Origin of the sequence: Borreliella carolinensis, from assembly GCF_032595855.2 — a bacterium.
Lineage (GTDB): Bacteria > Spirochaetota > Spirochaetia > Borreliales > Borreliaceae > Borreliella > Borreliella carolinensis.
The window spans coordinates 358,417-374,574 of record NZ_CP132453.1; the positions used below are offsets into that span (position 1 = coordinate 358,417).

General features: G+C 26.5%; 15 protein-coding genes. 7 read left to right on the top strand and 8 right to left on the bottom strand.

What is annotated here, in order from left to right; genetic code table 11:
* Positions 1-8 precede the first annotated feature (8 nt).
* Positions 9-1,574, bottom strand: coding sequence for a hypothetical protein (locus QIA46_RS01720; protein WP_317268216.1), 1,566 nt, complete (start codon positions 1,572-1,574; stop codon positions 9-11).
* Between the two features lie 109 nt (positions 1,575-1,683).
* On the opposite strand from QIA46_RS01720, the gene QIA46_RS01725 reads away from it, so the two are divergent.
* On the top strand, positions 1,684-2,817 hold the full coding sequence (locus tag QIA46_RS01725) for a hypothetical protein (RefSeq protein WP_317268217.1): 1,134 nt from the start codon (positions 1,684-1,686) through the stop codon (positions 2,815-2,817).
* Here the strand turns inward: QIA46_RS01725 and QIA46_RS01730 are convergent.
* From QIA46_RS01730 to QIA46_RS01755, 6 genes are read right to left on the bottom strand one after another with little or no spacing between them, the layout of a single operon-like run.
* Entirely contained in the window at positions 2,814-4,613 is a 1,800-nt protein-coding gene (locus QIA46_RS01730; RefSeq protein WP_317268218.1) for a hypothetical protein, read from the bottom strand. The two genes, QIA46_RS01725 and QIA46_RS01730, sit on opposite strands and share 4 nt — an antisense overlap.
* A 12-nt stretch (positions 4,614-4,625) precedes the next feature.
* Entirely contained in the window at positions 4,626-5,579 is a 954-nt protein-coding gene (locus tag QIA46_RS01735; RefSeq protein WP_317268219.1) for a hypothetical protein, read from the bottom strand.
* Between the two features lie 35 nt (positions 5,580-5,614).
* Positions 5,615-6,103: a CarD family transcriptional regulator gene (locus QIA46_RS01740; RefSeq protein ID WP_301341509.1), complete on the bottom strand. Its 489-nt coding sequence runs from the start codon at positions 6,101-6,103 to the stop codon at positions 5,615-5,617.
* A 39-nt stretch (positions 6,104-6,142) separates the two neighbouring features.
* Positions 6,143-6,736: a hypothetical protein gene (locus tag QIA46_RS01745; RefSeq protein WP_317260183.1), complete on the bottom strand. Its 594-nt coding sequence runs from the start codon at positions 6,734-6,736 to the stop codon at positions 6,143-6,145.
* On the bottom strand, positions 6,729-7,460 hold the full coding sequence (locus QIA46_RS01750; protein ID WP_317268220.1) for a 16S rRNA (uracil(1498)-N(3))-methyltransferase: 732 nt from the start codon (positions 7,458-7,460) through the stop codon (positions 6,729-6,731). The genes QIA46_RS01745 and QIA46_RS01750 overlap by 8 nt, the downstream gene beginning before the upstream one ends.
* 3 nt (positions 7,461-7,463) lie before the next feature.
* On the bottom strand, positions 7,464-8,888 hold the full coding sequence (locus tag QIA46_RS01755; RefSeq protein ID WP_317268221.1) for a S41 family peptidase: 1,425 nt from the start codon (positions 8,886-8,888) through the stop codon (positions 7,464-7,466).
* Between the two features lie 64 nt (positions 8,889-8,952).
* On the opposite strand from QIA46_RS01755, the gene QIA46_RS01760 reads away from it, so the two are divergent.
* The 5 genes from QIA46_RS01760 to mgsA all read left to right on the top strand — a co-directional run bounded on the left by QIA46_RS01760 (position 8,953) and on the right by mgsA (position 14,020).
* Entirely contained in the window at positions 8,953-9,378 is a 426-nt protein-coding gene (locus QIA46_RS01760; RefSeq protein ID WP_317268222.1) for a hypothetical protein, read from the top strand.
* A gap of 3 nt (positions 9,379-9,381) precedes the next feature.
* Positions 9,382-10,524: a MinD/ParA family protein gene (locus tag QIA46_RS01765; RefSeq protein ID WP_317260186.1), complete on the top strand. Its 1,143-nt coding sequence runs from the start codon at positions 9,382-9,384 to the stop codon at positions 10,522-10,524.
* Complete coding sequence (gene lgt, locus QIA46_RS01770) at positions 10,524-11,510, top strand: prolipoprotein diacylglyceryl transferase (protein WP_317268223.1); 987 nt, start codon at positions 10,524-10,526, stop codon at positions 11,508-11,510. Before QIA46_RS01765 ends, lgt begins: the two co-directional genes overlap by 1 nt.
* Before the next feature lie 20 nt (positions 11,511-11,530).
* A complete protein-coding gene (gene pdeA / locus QIA46_RS01775) occupies positions 11,531-13,543 on the top strand; it encodes a cyclic di-GMP phosphodiesterase PdeA (protein WP_317268224.1) in 2,013 nt (670 codons plus the stop codon).
* A gap of 93 nt (positions 13,544-13,636) precedes the next feature.
* Complete coding sequence (gene mgsA / locus QIA46_RS01780) at positions 13,637-14,020, top strand: methylglyoxal synthase (protein WP_317268563.1); 384 nt, start codon at positions 13,637-13,639, stop codon at positions 14,018-14,020.
* A 48-nt stretch (positions 14,021-14,068) separates the two neighbouring features.
* Here mgsA and p22 read toward each other — a convergent pair whose 3' ends face one another.
* Positions 14,069-14,653, bottom strand: a complete 585-nt coding sequence (p22, locus tag QIA46_RS01785; RefSeq protein WP_317268225.1) for a lipoprotein P22 — start codon at positions 14,651-14,653, stop codon at positions 14,069-14,071.
* Positions 14,654-14,778: 125 nt separating this feature from the next.
* Here p22 and QIA46_RS01790 point away from each other — a divergent pair, with 125 nt between their 5' ends.
* On the top strand, positions 14,779-16,155 hold the full coding sequence (locus tag QIA46_RS01790) for an aminopeptidase (protein ID WP_317268226.1): 1,377 nt from the start codon (positions 14,779-14,781) through the stop codon (positions 16,153-16,155).
* Positions 16,156-16,158 lie beyond the last annotated feature (3 nt).

Consider the following 16,158-nt stretch of genomic DNA (forward strand, 5'->3'; position numbering starts at 1 on the left):
TCCTTCATTTATGATTTTTTCTCCAAATATAAATCCATTAACTTTAAAAATAAAGCCAAACTACCCAAAATATTTTTCATTATACCTCCAAAGTTTAAATTGTTTCCATAGCTTTTAGCAAGATCCATATCAAGCTCTTTCCAATTATAAATCAACTCTCTTTCCAAAGAAACTTTTGAATAGTCTGAAAGACAATCTTGCAGGCGCTGCTCAATAGAATATATTTTGGAATAATACTCGTTTGATATAACAAAAGCCTTTTTATTAACATCTGCTATTATATTTAACAATAATTTCTCTGAAGATTTATCCCCCAAAGAGGCTCTATGCAACAATGCATTTATTCTATTCCCATAACCACCATGCTCTCCTAAATTAGAATCAAAATCAATAAGACTTGCATAAATATTAATCAAAGCATGCATATCATTAGACATTTCTCTTGAAAGCTCTATAAGCTTCCATTGTCCTTTAATAATAAGTAAATTAATAATATCGTTAAGCTCTTTTTTAACAAAATAAATGGTATATGTCTTCAAATAAACTAAAAGTTCACAATAAATATAACCTGTAGTACTCATAATTTTAGATACAATCTTTTCATTCATTTTTTCAGTGTAATTGTCCAAATTTAAAAAAGATATTCCCGGAAAAAGCTGTTCGGCTAATATTTTAGATTTGCTATTTTTTTGCAAAACCTTAACCTTCTCAATTTCATTGGCAACATGCTTAGTAAGATCATTAAAAAACATTCTTGCCATTGGATTAGGTTTTTGTCCAACAGAAACAGGAAAATAATCCGGGTCCCCACTAACATATCTTATTAGATATAAAATTTCTTTACTCTTATTTATATCCAAAATAGAAGAAATAATCTTAATCCAGGCATTTGATTTAATAGGAAAATCCTCTTTGTTCCCATAAATTTCTAAAATAATGTCATAAAGATTTTTCCAAATAGAAATATTCTTAATGCAAGAAATACATTCTAGCAAATCTTTAAGATCATCTATAATAACTCCACAACCTATAGAGCTAAATCTAGGTCTATACACAAAATCATCTTCTGGAAGCAAGTTGTCAAAATTTTTAAGAACCAAATGATATTGATATAAGACTAAATCAAAAAAATTATTCAAAGCCTCATAAGTTTCATCTATCAACTTAATTTGTTCTTGAGTTATGTTTTTAAACAAATAAGATAAATTATTATGTAAATTTTTGGGAAGATCTGACGCAAAATTTATGTTATCGCTTGCAGAAAAAGAATAAATATAATCTAAGGACTTCTTCTGATTTTCATTTAAATATTTTTCAACAACAAAATGAACAATTTTATTAGAATTTTTATATCTTTGCGCAAATGGCCTTAAGGGAGAAAAAATTTTATAAAAGTTATAAAGAAATCTAGAAAATTGAGGTAAAGCCTGAATTTTTGAAGCATTAAAAAAATTACTTACTCTGCTTAAATTAACTTTAACTTCTTTTAACCTTTTTTGCTTTATTTGCTCAGAAGTAAGCTCTTTATTAATACTAAACATGGAAAGTATAAAATCAAATAAACCCAAATTCATCATCCCCCTAAAAACTCTTCAGCTGCCTTACTCTATTTTTCAATTAAACATGAAAATTAATATAACTATAAAAATTATACATAATTTATTGTAAAATAAAAGAAAAAATTTGAATAATTTTATGAGAATAAAAAATCTAATATTCGCAGCAATTTTATTAATTAGCCCTAGCTGTTCAACAAATAAGAATATAGTTGTACTAACTGACAACAAAACAATACCATTTTACATAAATCAATTTAATATAGAAAATAAACTAAATTTTATAATTAAATTTAGAAATAACATTGATCTGCAAACAATAGAAAAAGAAAATGCACAAATAGTTATTTCTAAAAACATTGGCAACACAAATATTGTCAACCATTTTAAATCTATAAAAATCAATTATAATCCAGATTATCCTATCTTAAAACATATTTTCAAGCAATTTAACCAAAAAATTATTCCATTAAGCTTTGATATTCCTATTTTAATCTATAAAAATACACATCAAATTAAAAAATACATAAACACTAAATATTTAAAAGAAGAATACGAAAATTTCATTAAAGACGGAAAATTTTTTATATCTCCTTATGTTTCTGACAATTTATTTTATGTGATTTCTCAAATAAATAATGTGAGATTTTCTTTTGAAAAGAATCAATTAAATTATAATGAGAATCAAATTTTAAAAATGCTAGAATACTTCTCATCATTTTTAAATACAAAACAAATGGATTTGCAAAAAAATTTCTTTAATAAATACGGCTATCTAAAGCTAAACAAAATATTGCTTAATAAAAAATCCCTTTTAATAGCCGGATTGAGCGATATAACCTTCTACAATAGTCTAAGCGAACAAGAGAAATCACAAATAAAATTTTCATATTTAATTAACAATAACAATGAAATTGTTATCTCAAACCCAAATTTTATTGGCATTTCAGAAACATCTATTTTAACTAACAAATTTATAAACTGGATCTTGAATAAAAAAACACAAATAAGCCTAATTGAACTTAACAATCATTCCCAATCAAATATATGTTTTGGATTTGCCAATGGTTTTACTCTTTATAAAGAATTAAATTTAAAAATAAAACATTTAATTGATGGAATATCTCCTTTTATTATTGACGAAACTCAAATCAATAGTCATTCTTATGTATTAAGCAAAAAAACAATTGAAAAAGAAAACTTACTAATAAATGACTGGTTTTTTTCTAAATTTAATAATCTAAAAAAAAATAAAAATTAAATATGTTTTTCCTTGTAATTGACAACAATTATTTTAAAAATAATAAAAAGCAATAGCACAAAAAGAATAGCTAACGATGCGTACACACTATTAAAAACATATATAAGAAGCGAGATAAAAACAATTAGAAAATAATTTACAAAAAGACAAATAATTCCTGAGAAAATAGCTATCATTAATGAAACTAGAAAAATCATAATTTTGGAATTGAAATTAAATTCTATTTTAGAAAACAAAGAGATAAAAACTGCTCCCATTAAAACTAGCAAAATAGGAGAAATAAGTAAAAGTAAACTTAAGGAAAAAATATTAATTAATTTCAAATTTAATATAGCAACCCTATTAAAAGCGCTTGACAAATTTTGAATTTTTAAAAAAAATCCTAGCTCAGAAAAATTTGAAAATAAAGCCAAATTTTCTACATTTTCATTAATTCTGACAACCTCTAAAACATTCGTATCAAAACTATTAGTAGGCACAAGGACTTTGGTGAGAGTAATTTCGCTCTGCTCATTGTCTTTATCTAAAACATTTTGATACACAAAATTACCCTTCAAAGTAGCAAATGGAATTTTAATATGCAATATAACATTTCCTGTCTTATTAAATCTAATAAGTTCAAAATTTTTTATTATTTTAGAATGATTATTAAAGGCAACAACTTTTTGCATATAAATATAATCATAAAACCCTCTCTTAGAATTTGGTTGCAATAAAAATACATCGTTTATTCCGTAATATTCAAAATATTTTTCAATCTCATCAAAAAAAAGATATCTTTTCCTAAGCTTTTCAAGAGATTTATTTTTATAATTCAAAATTTCATTATCATTGGGCAATAGCTTATGAAGATTTAAAAACCCATAATAAGCTAATTTAAATTTTTCAGTATTAAGATATAAAAAATTTTTTTGTTTTTCTTCAGAAATCAACTGCATTTTTTCTTTTTCAAAATTCCTGTTTTCATTAATAAACTTTAAAGTCAAATTTAAAAGCGCAACAAAATTATCATCTTTTGTTGCAACATAAGCAATATAAGCAAAGTAATTGGCCGTATAATAATCATTTTGAGAAATAAATTCATTGACAATATTGAAAAAATCTTGCTTTTTAAGGCTTTGCAAAGGATATTTAGAAAAAGTTTTTTTAACTTTTTCTAAATCAATGTCATAACTTGGAATTTTACTATATTCAGATTTCACCAAATAATAATTCGTTAAAAGTTCTTCATTATTTACATAAATAATTCGCATTTTATCATATATTCTAATCAAATTTTCAAGATGTTTTCTTTTTTGCTTCATTGAATCTGTCAAATCAGAAGATAAAAAAAATCTATTTGCAGACAAACTTATATCTATGTTTTTAATTTTAAGAGATATTTTATTTGCTTCACTTTCAAGAAGATTATATCTGTCGTAACTAAACTTATACTCATTCCTCTGAGCAATTATATGAGGCAAAATTAAATTAAATATAAAAGCAAAAAAGAGCCCTATAATAAAAAACAGTATTAAAAATGTAGAAAGTCTAGAAAATAAATATCCATTATACGATTTTAAATAAATTTTTATTTCTTGCTGAGCAAAAAAAGCAAAGTAAATGCAAACAATAAAAATAAAAAATCCATAAAAATACTTATAAAAAAGCAAAATAGAATCAAAAAAAGTTGCTATTAATCTATGCTTTTCTAAAAAATTTTCTCCAAAAAAATATGAATAACTAAAGAGCAACCCTAGGAAAAAACACAGAAAAATAATAAAATTACTCAAAAATGCATATATTTCTCTTTTCATAAGCCTTAAGAATTAACTACCCTTATATAAATTATTATCTAAATCTTTGCTGATTTTAATATATTCTGAAACAAAGCCAAATAAATAAGTAGAAAAGAAAGTTAAAACACAAAAAACAAAAGGAATAAAATCCGAGATTATGCTCTTTCCTATTATTACATTGTAAATCTTAGGAAACTCAATCGAATAGACATTATAAATTTTTAAAAAAAGTATAATAAAAATGGGATAAAGAAACATTGCAAAACTATTTGAAAAAATAAGATTAAAAACATAAGAAAATGCAAATAACAATAAAGAAATTCCCAATATATTGAAAATTAAATTTAAATAATTGAGTGAGAGTAGGAAATTATTCAAAATTTTTAAATCCCCAAAAAGAAAATCAACAAAATTATTATAAATCTTTTGCTCTAAAAAATTATTCTCAACAAAATTAATCTTACTAGAATCAGAAAGATTTGATTGGTAAGAAAAGCCTTTATTATCTCCTTTATCATTCTCTGAAACAATTAAAACTCCATTAAAACCATAAAATCTGGGCTTATTACTAGAAAATATTATTTTATCATTTAAAAAATGAACAACCTCATCTTTAAGGATAAAAGTATCATTTCTATTACTATTAATATAGTAAGAATGAAAACTATGACTAACCAAAAATCCTAAATAAGAAAACAATAAAATAAGAACAAAGATAATAAAATAAAAATAGGAAGTCTCTCTAGCTGATTTTAAAACTATCCCATAAAAGGAACAAGATATTCTCATAAAAGTAACAACAAGGGACAAAGGGAAAGAATAAATATAAGCATTGTAATAAAGGCTATAGCTAAAAATAGAAAAATTAAAATATAAAAACTTATATTTTAAATAAAATGTACATATAAACATTAAAGAAAAAAGGCAAAATATTAAGATAAATCTACAAATCACTAAAAAGATCAATCTTAACGAATCAAACACAGCAAATCCTCCCCCCCCTCGAAAATTGAAAAATTTTAAGCCTTTTTACTATCGACTAAAATATTTTTAATCTTCTTCTTAGCCTCTTCAAAGCTAATTTGCAAAGCTAAGCTAATCTCGTGTTCCAATATTAACTCAAAATCATTTAAAATCCTTTTTTCGTAAAAGGGTAATTCCTTTTGAGTAGATTTTTTATATAAAAATTTATATAACTTTGCTGTATCTAAAATATCGCTTTTTTTATAAAATTCATGACCACCATCTTTTATTTTTTTTGAATCTATTTGACCTTCAAACTCTTTAATAACATCAAAAACTTCTTCTACCTTTTCCCTGCTAACCAAAGCTCTAATTCCAAAATCGTCAACTTTAGCAACAGGAACCATAAAAATCATATCATTAAATGGAAAATATATTTCATAGTAATCAATAATCTCACCATTAAACTCTTTAGTCCTAATATCCTTAATCGTACCTACTCCGTGCATTGGATAAACTACTGATTGATTTAGCAAAAATGCCATACTTACCTCATAAAATATAGATAATTATAATTTGAAAGCTCATAAAAAAACGCTTAAATTGGTTCTGATATTAAATTTATTTTCATAAAATAAATCTTCAAGATATCTATCATTACAAAAGCTTATTATCATACTAGGAGTAAGTTTATTAATATTTGCAAAAAACATCTCTTTATTTCTCTTTACAGCTTTTAAATCATAATATCCAATAAAACTAATTTCTTTATGAGATTCTTTCAGTCTTAAAAACTTTTTCTTTGAAATCACTTTATCCTTGTCAATAATATAACATGTTTTATGGACATTTTCTAGTATTTCCATTAAAATGAGAAGAACTGTATTTGAATCATAACAGTCAATATTAACTCTTTTAAAAATCCTACAAAAAAATCTTACAATCTTCGAATTTAAAAAAACAAGAGAAGAATTTTTAATGTGATTTCTAAACTTTTTAAAAATTAGAGCCTTTAGAAAAGCTTTAAGCCCAATAAAAATTACTATTGAATGATAGGGGTGCCCCGAAAGATAGGCAAATCTGCTTATAAGCTTACTGCGACTATCAAAAACATCTATAGGCACACCTAAAAAATAAAATCTGTCTGGTTTTGAATATATGTCTTTTAAATTAGCCATTATAATCCCCTAACAATGCCTTAAAATAAGCAAGTGAATAAACAATGGCCGTATCTGCTCGTAAAATTGGAGTGTTAAACCTTACAAAATTAAAACCTTTCTCCTTAAAAAAGGCAATTTCTGACTTCGAAAAGCATCCTTCAGGACCTATTATAATTCCAATTTTGCCAAAATTGTCAAAACTTTCATTCTTGCTTAAAATCATTCCGCTTGGATGAGCAACATAATATCTAGTAGTGCGAAAAGAATAAGGCAAATGAAAAAAATTATTATAAAAATTAATTTTAGGAACAATTTTATTACCACTTTGCTTTAAGGCTTCATCTATTATTTTTGAAAATCTTAAAATTTTGGCAGATACATTGCCTATATCTATTTTAGATACAGAACGATCTGCATTAATAATATTAATTTCTGAAACTCCAATCTCAACAATCTGTCTTAACACCAAGTCTATTTTTTTACCCTTTAAACTAGAAATAAAAATACCTATCTCAAAATTATTTTTTTCAATTTTATCTATTTTATTGGTAGTAAATTTAATAAAATTACTACCAATCTTTACTATTTCTGAAGCCCTTAATTCCTTATCTTTTAAAAGAATGTTAAGCTTATCGCCCTTTTTAAGTCGTCTTACATTAACAAGATGATGATATATTCTTGCATCTTTAACAATAATAAAATCGCCTGCTAAACAACTTTCATCCAAAACAATTTGCTTCACAATTTAATTACCCAATTTAGACAAATACTCACAAGCTGTTTTTAAAACTTTGTCATAATGTAAATTATAAATTGGCAATTCTTTATTATTGTCTTGATAGTAATTAAAAAACACATACTTGCCTAAAAATTCTTTATCAATTTTATATTTTGGATTTTCTTTGACAAGATTTTCAACAAAAACATCAATCTCTTGTTCTGTAATGGATTTTTTACCCTTTAAAAAACCTTCTATTAGCTTTTTATCAAAAATTTCTTTATATATTAATGCTTCTTCCTCAGAAAAATCTGGGGATTTTATTTCCAAATCAGGCGCAATTCCAACCTTATGAATACTCTTTCCAGATGGAGTATAATACTTTGAGCTTGTAATTTTAAATCCACCAGTATAAAAAGGAACTACATGCTGAATAAGCCCCTTGCCATAAGACTTCTCCCCTATAATATAGGCTCTCTTATTATCTTTTAAGGCTCCTACAAAAACCTCTGATGCTGAGGCTGATGATCTGTCTATTAAAGCAACAATTTTTATATTTGCGGGCAAAACTTGTTTTGAACTTGCCTTATAATCAATAGGCTTGCTAGAATTTCTTGATTTTGTGGAAACAATAATCCCTTTAGATAAAATATCATCCGCCATTTTTATAGCTGCCTGGAAATATCCCCCAGTATTAAGCCTTAAATCTAAAATCAAAGATTTAATATTTTTATTCTTAAGAATATCTAAAGCTTTTCTAAAATCTACAGAGGTGTGCGGATTAAAGCTTACTATTCTTATATAACCAATATCTGAATTAATAACATCATACTTGATTGTTTGTATTTCTATCTTTTCTCTTGTAAGTTCAAAATCCAATGTTAAATTTTTTCCCCTAAGAATAGATACTTTCACTTTTGTGCCCTCTTTGCCTTTTAAAAGATCAACAACTTTATCTACTTCCATAGAATAAACACTCTTGCCATCAACAGCGGTAATACAATCTCCAGATTTAATTCCAGCCTTATAAGCCGGGCCTCCTTCAAAAGGTGTGACAATAGAAACACAAGCACTATTAGGATCAAGATTTTTTGCCTCGTTCTTATCTTGAGAATGCATTTTTTTTATTATAGAAATTCCAATGCCAACATAATCTCCTACTGTTGTTTTCGAAATTTCTTCTAAATCCTTTTTTGTCAAATATTGAGAATAAGGATCATCTAAAGCTTGAAATATTCCTTTTAAAGCACCTTCAAAAATTGCTTCATCGCTTACAGGATCTACATAATTTTCTTTTACAAATTCAAAAGCTTGAATCATCATCTGCTCATAATTTGATCTTGATAACTTATTATTAGATTCATCAAAAGCAAAAATAGATTCAACAATTACTAAAGAGCTTATACCTAAAGTCAATAAAAAATATACACATATTAAAAATTTATTTTTCATTTATTCATTCCTAATGCAAAAATTAAAACTTGATTTTATTTCCATAATATAATATTTTAAAACTATGTTAAACTCACATCCTAAAAAAAGACAAAGCCTTTACAGAGCAGGACTTGTTGTTTTACAAATTCTTGAAAGCCTTTTAATTTTAGCATTATTATACCAAGCCATTAATAAATTAATTTTCATTAATAATTACTCCATAAAATTTATGTTAACATTTATCTTATATTCACCTGAATTTTTCATGGCCAATTTAACAATTTATTACTTTATCTACGAAAAATTTAAAATTCTTCACAGCGCCATAGTAATAACTAAAGTATTCCAAATAATATTAACATTATTATTATTTATCCTAGGATTTACTTTTAAAGTATATGTCTACCAAACCTCTCTGGCCATACTTTTAGGAATTACGGTAGTTTACCTAGCATTTAATGCAACAATATTAGTGCTAATTAAAGCAAAAATAAAAAACCCGGAGTAAAGCTTGATTATTATTCCTGTAGCCAGTGGTAAGGGGGGAGTTGGCAAATCCCTTTTCTCAACAAACATAGCAATTTGCCTGGCAAACGAAGGAAAAAGTGTATTACTTGTTGATCTTGACCTTGGAGCATCAAATTTGCATTCAATGTTAAACATTACCCCCAAAAAAAGTATAGGAACATTTTTAAAAACAAAGATTAATTTCTCAGACATCATTATTCAATCTGGAATTAAAAATCTAAACTTCATTGCGGGAGATTCTGACATTCCAGAACTTGCTAATATAGCTGCTTCTCAAAAAAAAACCATAATAAAAAATTTAAAATCTTTAAAATATGACTACTTAGTGATTGATCTTGGAGCAGGAACAGCTTTTAATATCATAGATTTTTTTTTAATGTCAAAAAGAGGAGTAATAGTAACAACACCAACAGTAACAGCCACAATGAATGCATATTTATTTCTTAAAAATATAATATTTAGACTGTTATCAAGCGTTTTTAAAAGAGGAACAAAAGGAAATGAAATTCTCATAACAATAAAACAAAATTCAATCGATCTTCAAAGGGTTTATATACCTAATTTGCTGTTAAAGCTTGAAAACGAAGATCCTGAAAATTATTTTAAATTTAACAAATTGTTTAAGACAATTAGTCCTTTTATGATATTTAATATGCTAAAAGCTCCCAAAGACATTGAAAAAACCGAAAAAATAATAAAATCGGCAAAAAACTATTTAAGCATAAACTTACAAAGTATTGGAGCAATCTATAAAGATGAAATGGTTGATCAAGCTTTAAACAGCAAAATCCCCATCACTATATACAAGCCCACAAGCCCAACCTCTAAAAGCATAAAAAAAATTGCAAAAAAATTAATCGAAATTGAAGATTTAACAAATGATGCTGAGTTTTTAAACGAAGAAGATTTAAATGAAAGTTATGATTTTGTACTAAAAGAAGCTCAAGAAGAATACATTGAAAAAATTGAATACCTTGAATCGTTAATAAAAAACAAAACAATAGAAAGTAGCGAAATTATTGATATAATCAAATCTCAGAAAAGAGAAATCGAAACCTTAAGAAAACAAAATATGTTATTTAAAAAAAAGCTTTTTGAAAAGCTTGAAAAGGCTAAGGAGGTCTAATGCCAAATTACATAAACTACCCAAGTTGGTTACATCCTGAAGTGATTCAAGGCATACCAATTACATGGTATAGCCTATCTTATATTTTAATCATACTAATCTCTTACAAGTTTATTTGGTATCAAATACAATCAGACAACATTGATATCAAAAAAGAAGATTATGAAACATTTATGTTCTCACTTGTACTTGGAGCAATTTTAGGAGGCAGATTGGCATCTACCTTGGTTTACGATAAATCGGGAATTTATTATTCTAATCCTTGGTTAATCCTTTTGCCATTCGACCAACATTGGAATTTTACAGGCTTTAGAGGTATGGCCATCCATGGTGGTTTTTTAGGGGCAATAATTGCTCCTCTAATCATAATAAATACAAAGCTTAAAAATACAAATGTTCAAAAATATTTTCTAAAACTAACAGACTATGGATCAATAGCTTTTTCTTCTGGATACATACTTGGAAGACTTGCTAATTTTGCAAATGCAGAACTTTATGGAAGAGTAATGAAAGGGGGGATAATATTTCCCAATGCGGAACCATTTGACACAAATATGCCAGGTGTAAAAGAATTTGCATCATCAGTAGGGCTTGAAATTTCGCCTCATGATCTGCTAATCAACCTCCCAAGAATACCCTCTCAACTTATTGAAGGATTTTTCGAAGGGCCTGTAACTTTTCTGTTGATGTGGTTTTTATTTAGAAAAATCAAAAAATATGATGGATTTATTTTTGGTGTATATGTAATGCTTTATGCTTTTTTCAGATTCTTTATTGAATATTTAAGAGAGCCAGACAAAGAACTTGGATTTATAATAAACTATAAGCCAATTAAAAGTTTGTCTGAATTTTCTTTTTTAAACATATCAATGGGACAAATTCTCTCGCTAACACTAATGCTCTCAGGCTTAATCTGGATAATAGTAACTAAAAAAATTGCAGATAAAAAAATAAAAAATACTACCAATTTGGCATTCAAAAATTAAGAAAAGAGCAAGCCAATAAAATGAACGAGGTTAATAATTATCAAAATATAAATTCAGTTATAATCTCTAAAAAAGAAATTGAAGTTAGAGATCTCATAAAGCTTAAATCCATTTTTAACTTAATTCAAATCGTAAAATCTGAAAAAGCTTTATACAGCGAATATGTAAAACAAAATAATATTAAATTCGCTATTATTTATAATGATGAAAAACCAATAGATTTTTCAATAAACATTGCAAATGAATTAAAAAATACAAACAAAATCCATTCTATTATAATTAGCAATGAAAAATTTGATGACGAATATTTAAAACTTAATCATATTGAAATAATAAAAGATATAAGCGAATTAGAATATAAACAAAGCTTAATACATCAAAAAAAGCTATTTTGTGACAATAAAAACACAACTCTGGATTTCTTTTTAAATTTATCAGAGCTCATAAAAGAAATAGTAATCATCACAAACACCAAAAATGAAATTATTTATATCAATGAAAAAGGTAGTAAAAATCTTGATCTTCCAATGAAAACCTCTGGAAATATAATAAAAGTAACAGACATAGATGTCAGAGATTGGGAAAAATTAGAAAGAATAGATTTAAGTTACCGCACAAATTCTATTCCTGAATTTAAAAATATATTAATAACCGATTGTCTTTTAACTTTAAAAAACAACAAAAAACTACATGTAGATATATTTATTAGCACAATCGCTCAAAACAATATCGATAAATTAATAACAATTAAAGAAATATCAAACCCTAATGAAATAGAAAACTATAAATACCTAGAAATTATTGACTCGCAAGACGAGATTCAAAATGCCAAAGAAATTGAAAAATTACTAGTAAATCATATGGATATTTACAAAAAAAAAAGAATATATTTGCTTAATTTAGACGTATCCCTAACAGCAGAATATGAATACAAAGAAGATCAAGAAAAGCTTAATATAAAAATAATTAAAATAATGTATTCAAAAATAATGTCATTATACTCTGAATATATTTTTAAACTAAAACACAACAATTTCATAGTAATCATATGCACAAGTGGTGGTGAAAAGCAAATAATCTCAATTGCCCAAAAAATCAAAAAAACAATTGCATTGGCATTTAAAAAAGAAGATATTATTGTATTTAAATTCAATATTGGAATAATAGAGGTAAATTTAAAAGAAAACTTAGAATTAAAAATCCCCAAATTAATGATGGCTACAAAAATATCGTCGGAATACAAAGACTCTAATCCCACTATATACAAAGAAGAACTGCCAGAAGCGATGATTTTAAAAAATCAAAACAAAATCTTTCAATATATACTCAAAGCAATAAAAAATGATTTTTTTACTCTTTATTATCAAAAAATAAATCCACTTAAAAAAAACTTAAAACCTAAAATAGAAATCTTGACAAGACTTTTTGACCACATGGGCAAGCCAATTCCAAACAATCAAATTTTTAACCTAATAGACAAATATAATTTAACTGTTGAGGTTGATACATTGGTGGTTAAAAAGGCTTTAAGAGAATACAAAAGCTTTGTATCAAAAAATGGAATTCACATTTTCTCAATTAACATATCTCCTTATTCACTAAAATCTCAAAACTTTCGAATCTTTTTAAGAGATACTTTATTGAAAAGCCAAATCCCGCTTCAAAATATATGTTTGGAAATAACAGAAACTGGAATTCTTGAAAACTTTGAAATAATAAACAAATATTTTCAAGAATTAAAAAGTTTTGGAATCAAATTAGCGCTTGATGACTTTGGAAGCGGGCATACATCACTCTCATATATTAAAACACTACCAATAGACTTGCTTAAAATAGACGGATCTTTCATAAAAGCAATAAACTCCAGTGAAATAGATTTTGTAATAATAGAATCTATTAAAAAAATAGCAGATACAAAAAATATAAAAATTATTGCCGAATTTGTGTATAATGAGGAAATATTAAAAAAAATAAATGAACTAGAAATAGACTATGGGCAAGGATTTTTATGGCACAAACCAGAACCAATATAAATTCTAAAAAATTGAAATCTAAAATTATACTTATGACTAAATTTTATTAAATTTCAATAAAAATTATTTTACATTGGAAAAGGAATAAAAGTGATAGAAAAAAAAATAGCATTAATTGCGCATGATAAAAAAAAAGAAGATTTGGTAAATTTTGCCAAACAAAACCATCTCTTTTTATCCAAATTCAAGCTTATTGCAACAGGAACAACGGGATCTAAAATCCAACAAGCTACCGATCTTAAGATTGTTAAATATAAATCGGGACCTATGGGGGGAGATCAGCAAATTGGAGCTGAAGTAGCTGAAGGAAATATCTTGGCTATATTTTTCTTTAGAGATCCCCTAACAAGCCAGCCTCACGAACCAGATGTGTCAGCTCTTATTAGGCTTTGCGATGTACATAAAATACCGCTTGCAACTAACGTAAAAACAGCAGAAATTTTAATAAAAGGACTTGAGAGCTTGATTTTAAAATAGGCTTTAATCTAAATTCTAAATTAAAGCCTAAAAAATCAAAAATATAAATTAATTCGTTAACATAGGTGAGATTTTTTCAACACCTTCGATAATATAATTAACAGATTCAAGGAAAGTCTTGGCATCTGAATTATTCTCATCAATTGTAATTTCCAATTTTGAATCTTTAATATTAAGATCTTTAAAAGTGCCAATAAGATCACTTCGAGCACCATGTACATTACTATTTATAATCTTTTTAAAGTCAGAGGTAATCCCAACAAAAATAAACGCTTCTTTTCCAGAGATATTAATTGGAGCTTCTCCTGCATAAATATTGTCATAAAAATAAACTATTAACTTTGCACCCTCTTTTGAAGTTATTGTTTGAAAGTGTCCATCTTTTTCAGAAAAATAAAAAACCTTTATATTTTCTCCCAAACTTTTTCGATCTTTTTTTGAATGAACCACTCCCATAGCATGAAAAACATGCCCAATAGTATGTTCATCTATTTTAGAATCATCAAGCTTAGAAGATTTATCTGTTTCTTGTTCCTCAACATATTCATTTGAACTGTCTTTTGAAGCACAAGCAATTATTAAAAAAAATAAAAACAATAGCAAATAGTTTTTTAAAAAACCATTTTTATACATAAAAATTCTCCCTTATAATTTATTAATCATATTAAAATTAAAAGTAAGTTTACAATAAATAATTTATTTTGTACACACTTTAAAAACAATTAAAATGTTAGAATGAAACAGGAGGTCTTATTAATATGAAAAAACAAAATCCATGGATACGTTTAAATGAAGAAGAAAAAAATCAAATTTTCAATTTTTCCGAAAGTTACAAAAAATTTATAAGTAAATTTAAAACAGAAAGAGAAGTCATAGCCTATGCCCTAGATAAAGCAAAAAAATTGGGATTTGTAAACGCTGAGGAGAAAAAAAATTTAATGCCAGGCGACAAAATTTTTTATACCTGTAGAGAAAAATCTGTTGCTTTTGCTATCATTGGCAAAAATCCTATTGAAAATGGAATGAATTTCATTGTTTCTCACACAGATTCACCAAGACTTGATGCAAAACCTTCACCAATCTCTGAAGAAAACGAACTTACATTTCTTAAAACCAACTATTATGGGGGAATAAAAAAATACCAATGGTTATCTACACCCCTTTCAATAAGAGGTGTGGTATTTTTAAAAAATGGAGAAAAGGTTGAAATCAATATTGGTGACAATGAAAACGATCCTGTATTTATAATTCCTGACATTTTGCCTCATCTTGATAGAAAAATACAAAGAAATAAAAAATCAGATGAAATTGTTGAGGGTGAAAATCTAAAAATTTTAATTGGGAGCCTGCCAATCGAAACAAAAGAAAAAGATAAAGTCAAAATGGCAACTTTGCAACTAATAAAAGAAAAATATAAAATAGAAGAAGAAGATTTCGTATCATCAGAAATTGAAATAGTGCCTGCAGGAACAGCAAAAGACGTTGGATTTGACAAGGCTTTAATTGGCGCTTACGGACAAGACGACAAAATATGCGTTTACACTTCTCTAGAATCTATATTTGATCTTGAAGGGGCTCCAAACAAAACAGCCATTTGCTTTCTTGTAGATAAAGAAGAAATTGGCTCAACAGGTTCAACCGGTCTAGACTCAAGATATCTTGAATATTTTGTTTCTGATATGATCTTTAAAATTAAAAAATCAGAATACAGCAATCTTCACGTACAAAAAGCTTTGTGGAATTCAAAAAGCATTTCTGCTGATGTTTGCGCAGCAATAAACCCACTATTCAGCTCAGTTCATGACGAACAAAATGCTCCCCAACTTGGCTATGGAATACCCATAATGAAATACACAGGACATGGTGGAAAAAGTATGGCCAGTGATGCTGATGCTGAGCTTGTTTCTTATATTAGGCAATTATTAAATAAAAACAATATAGACTGGCAAGTAGCAACTCTTGGAAAAGTAGAAGAAGGCGGCGGCGGAACTGTTGCTAAATTCTTAGCTAGCTATGGAATAAGAACAATAGACATGGGACCTGCTGTCATAAGTATGCATTCTCCAATGGAAATAACTTCTAAATTTGATTTATACAATGCTTACTTAGCATATAAAGCCTTCTATAAGGAATAAAAT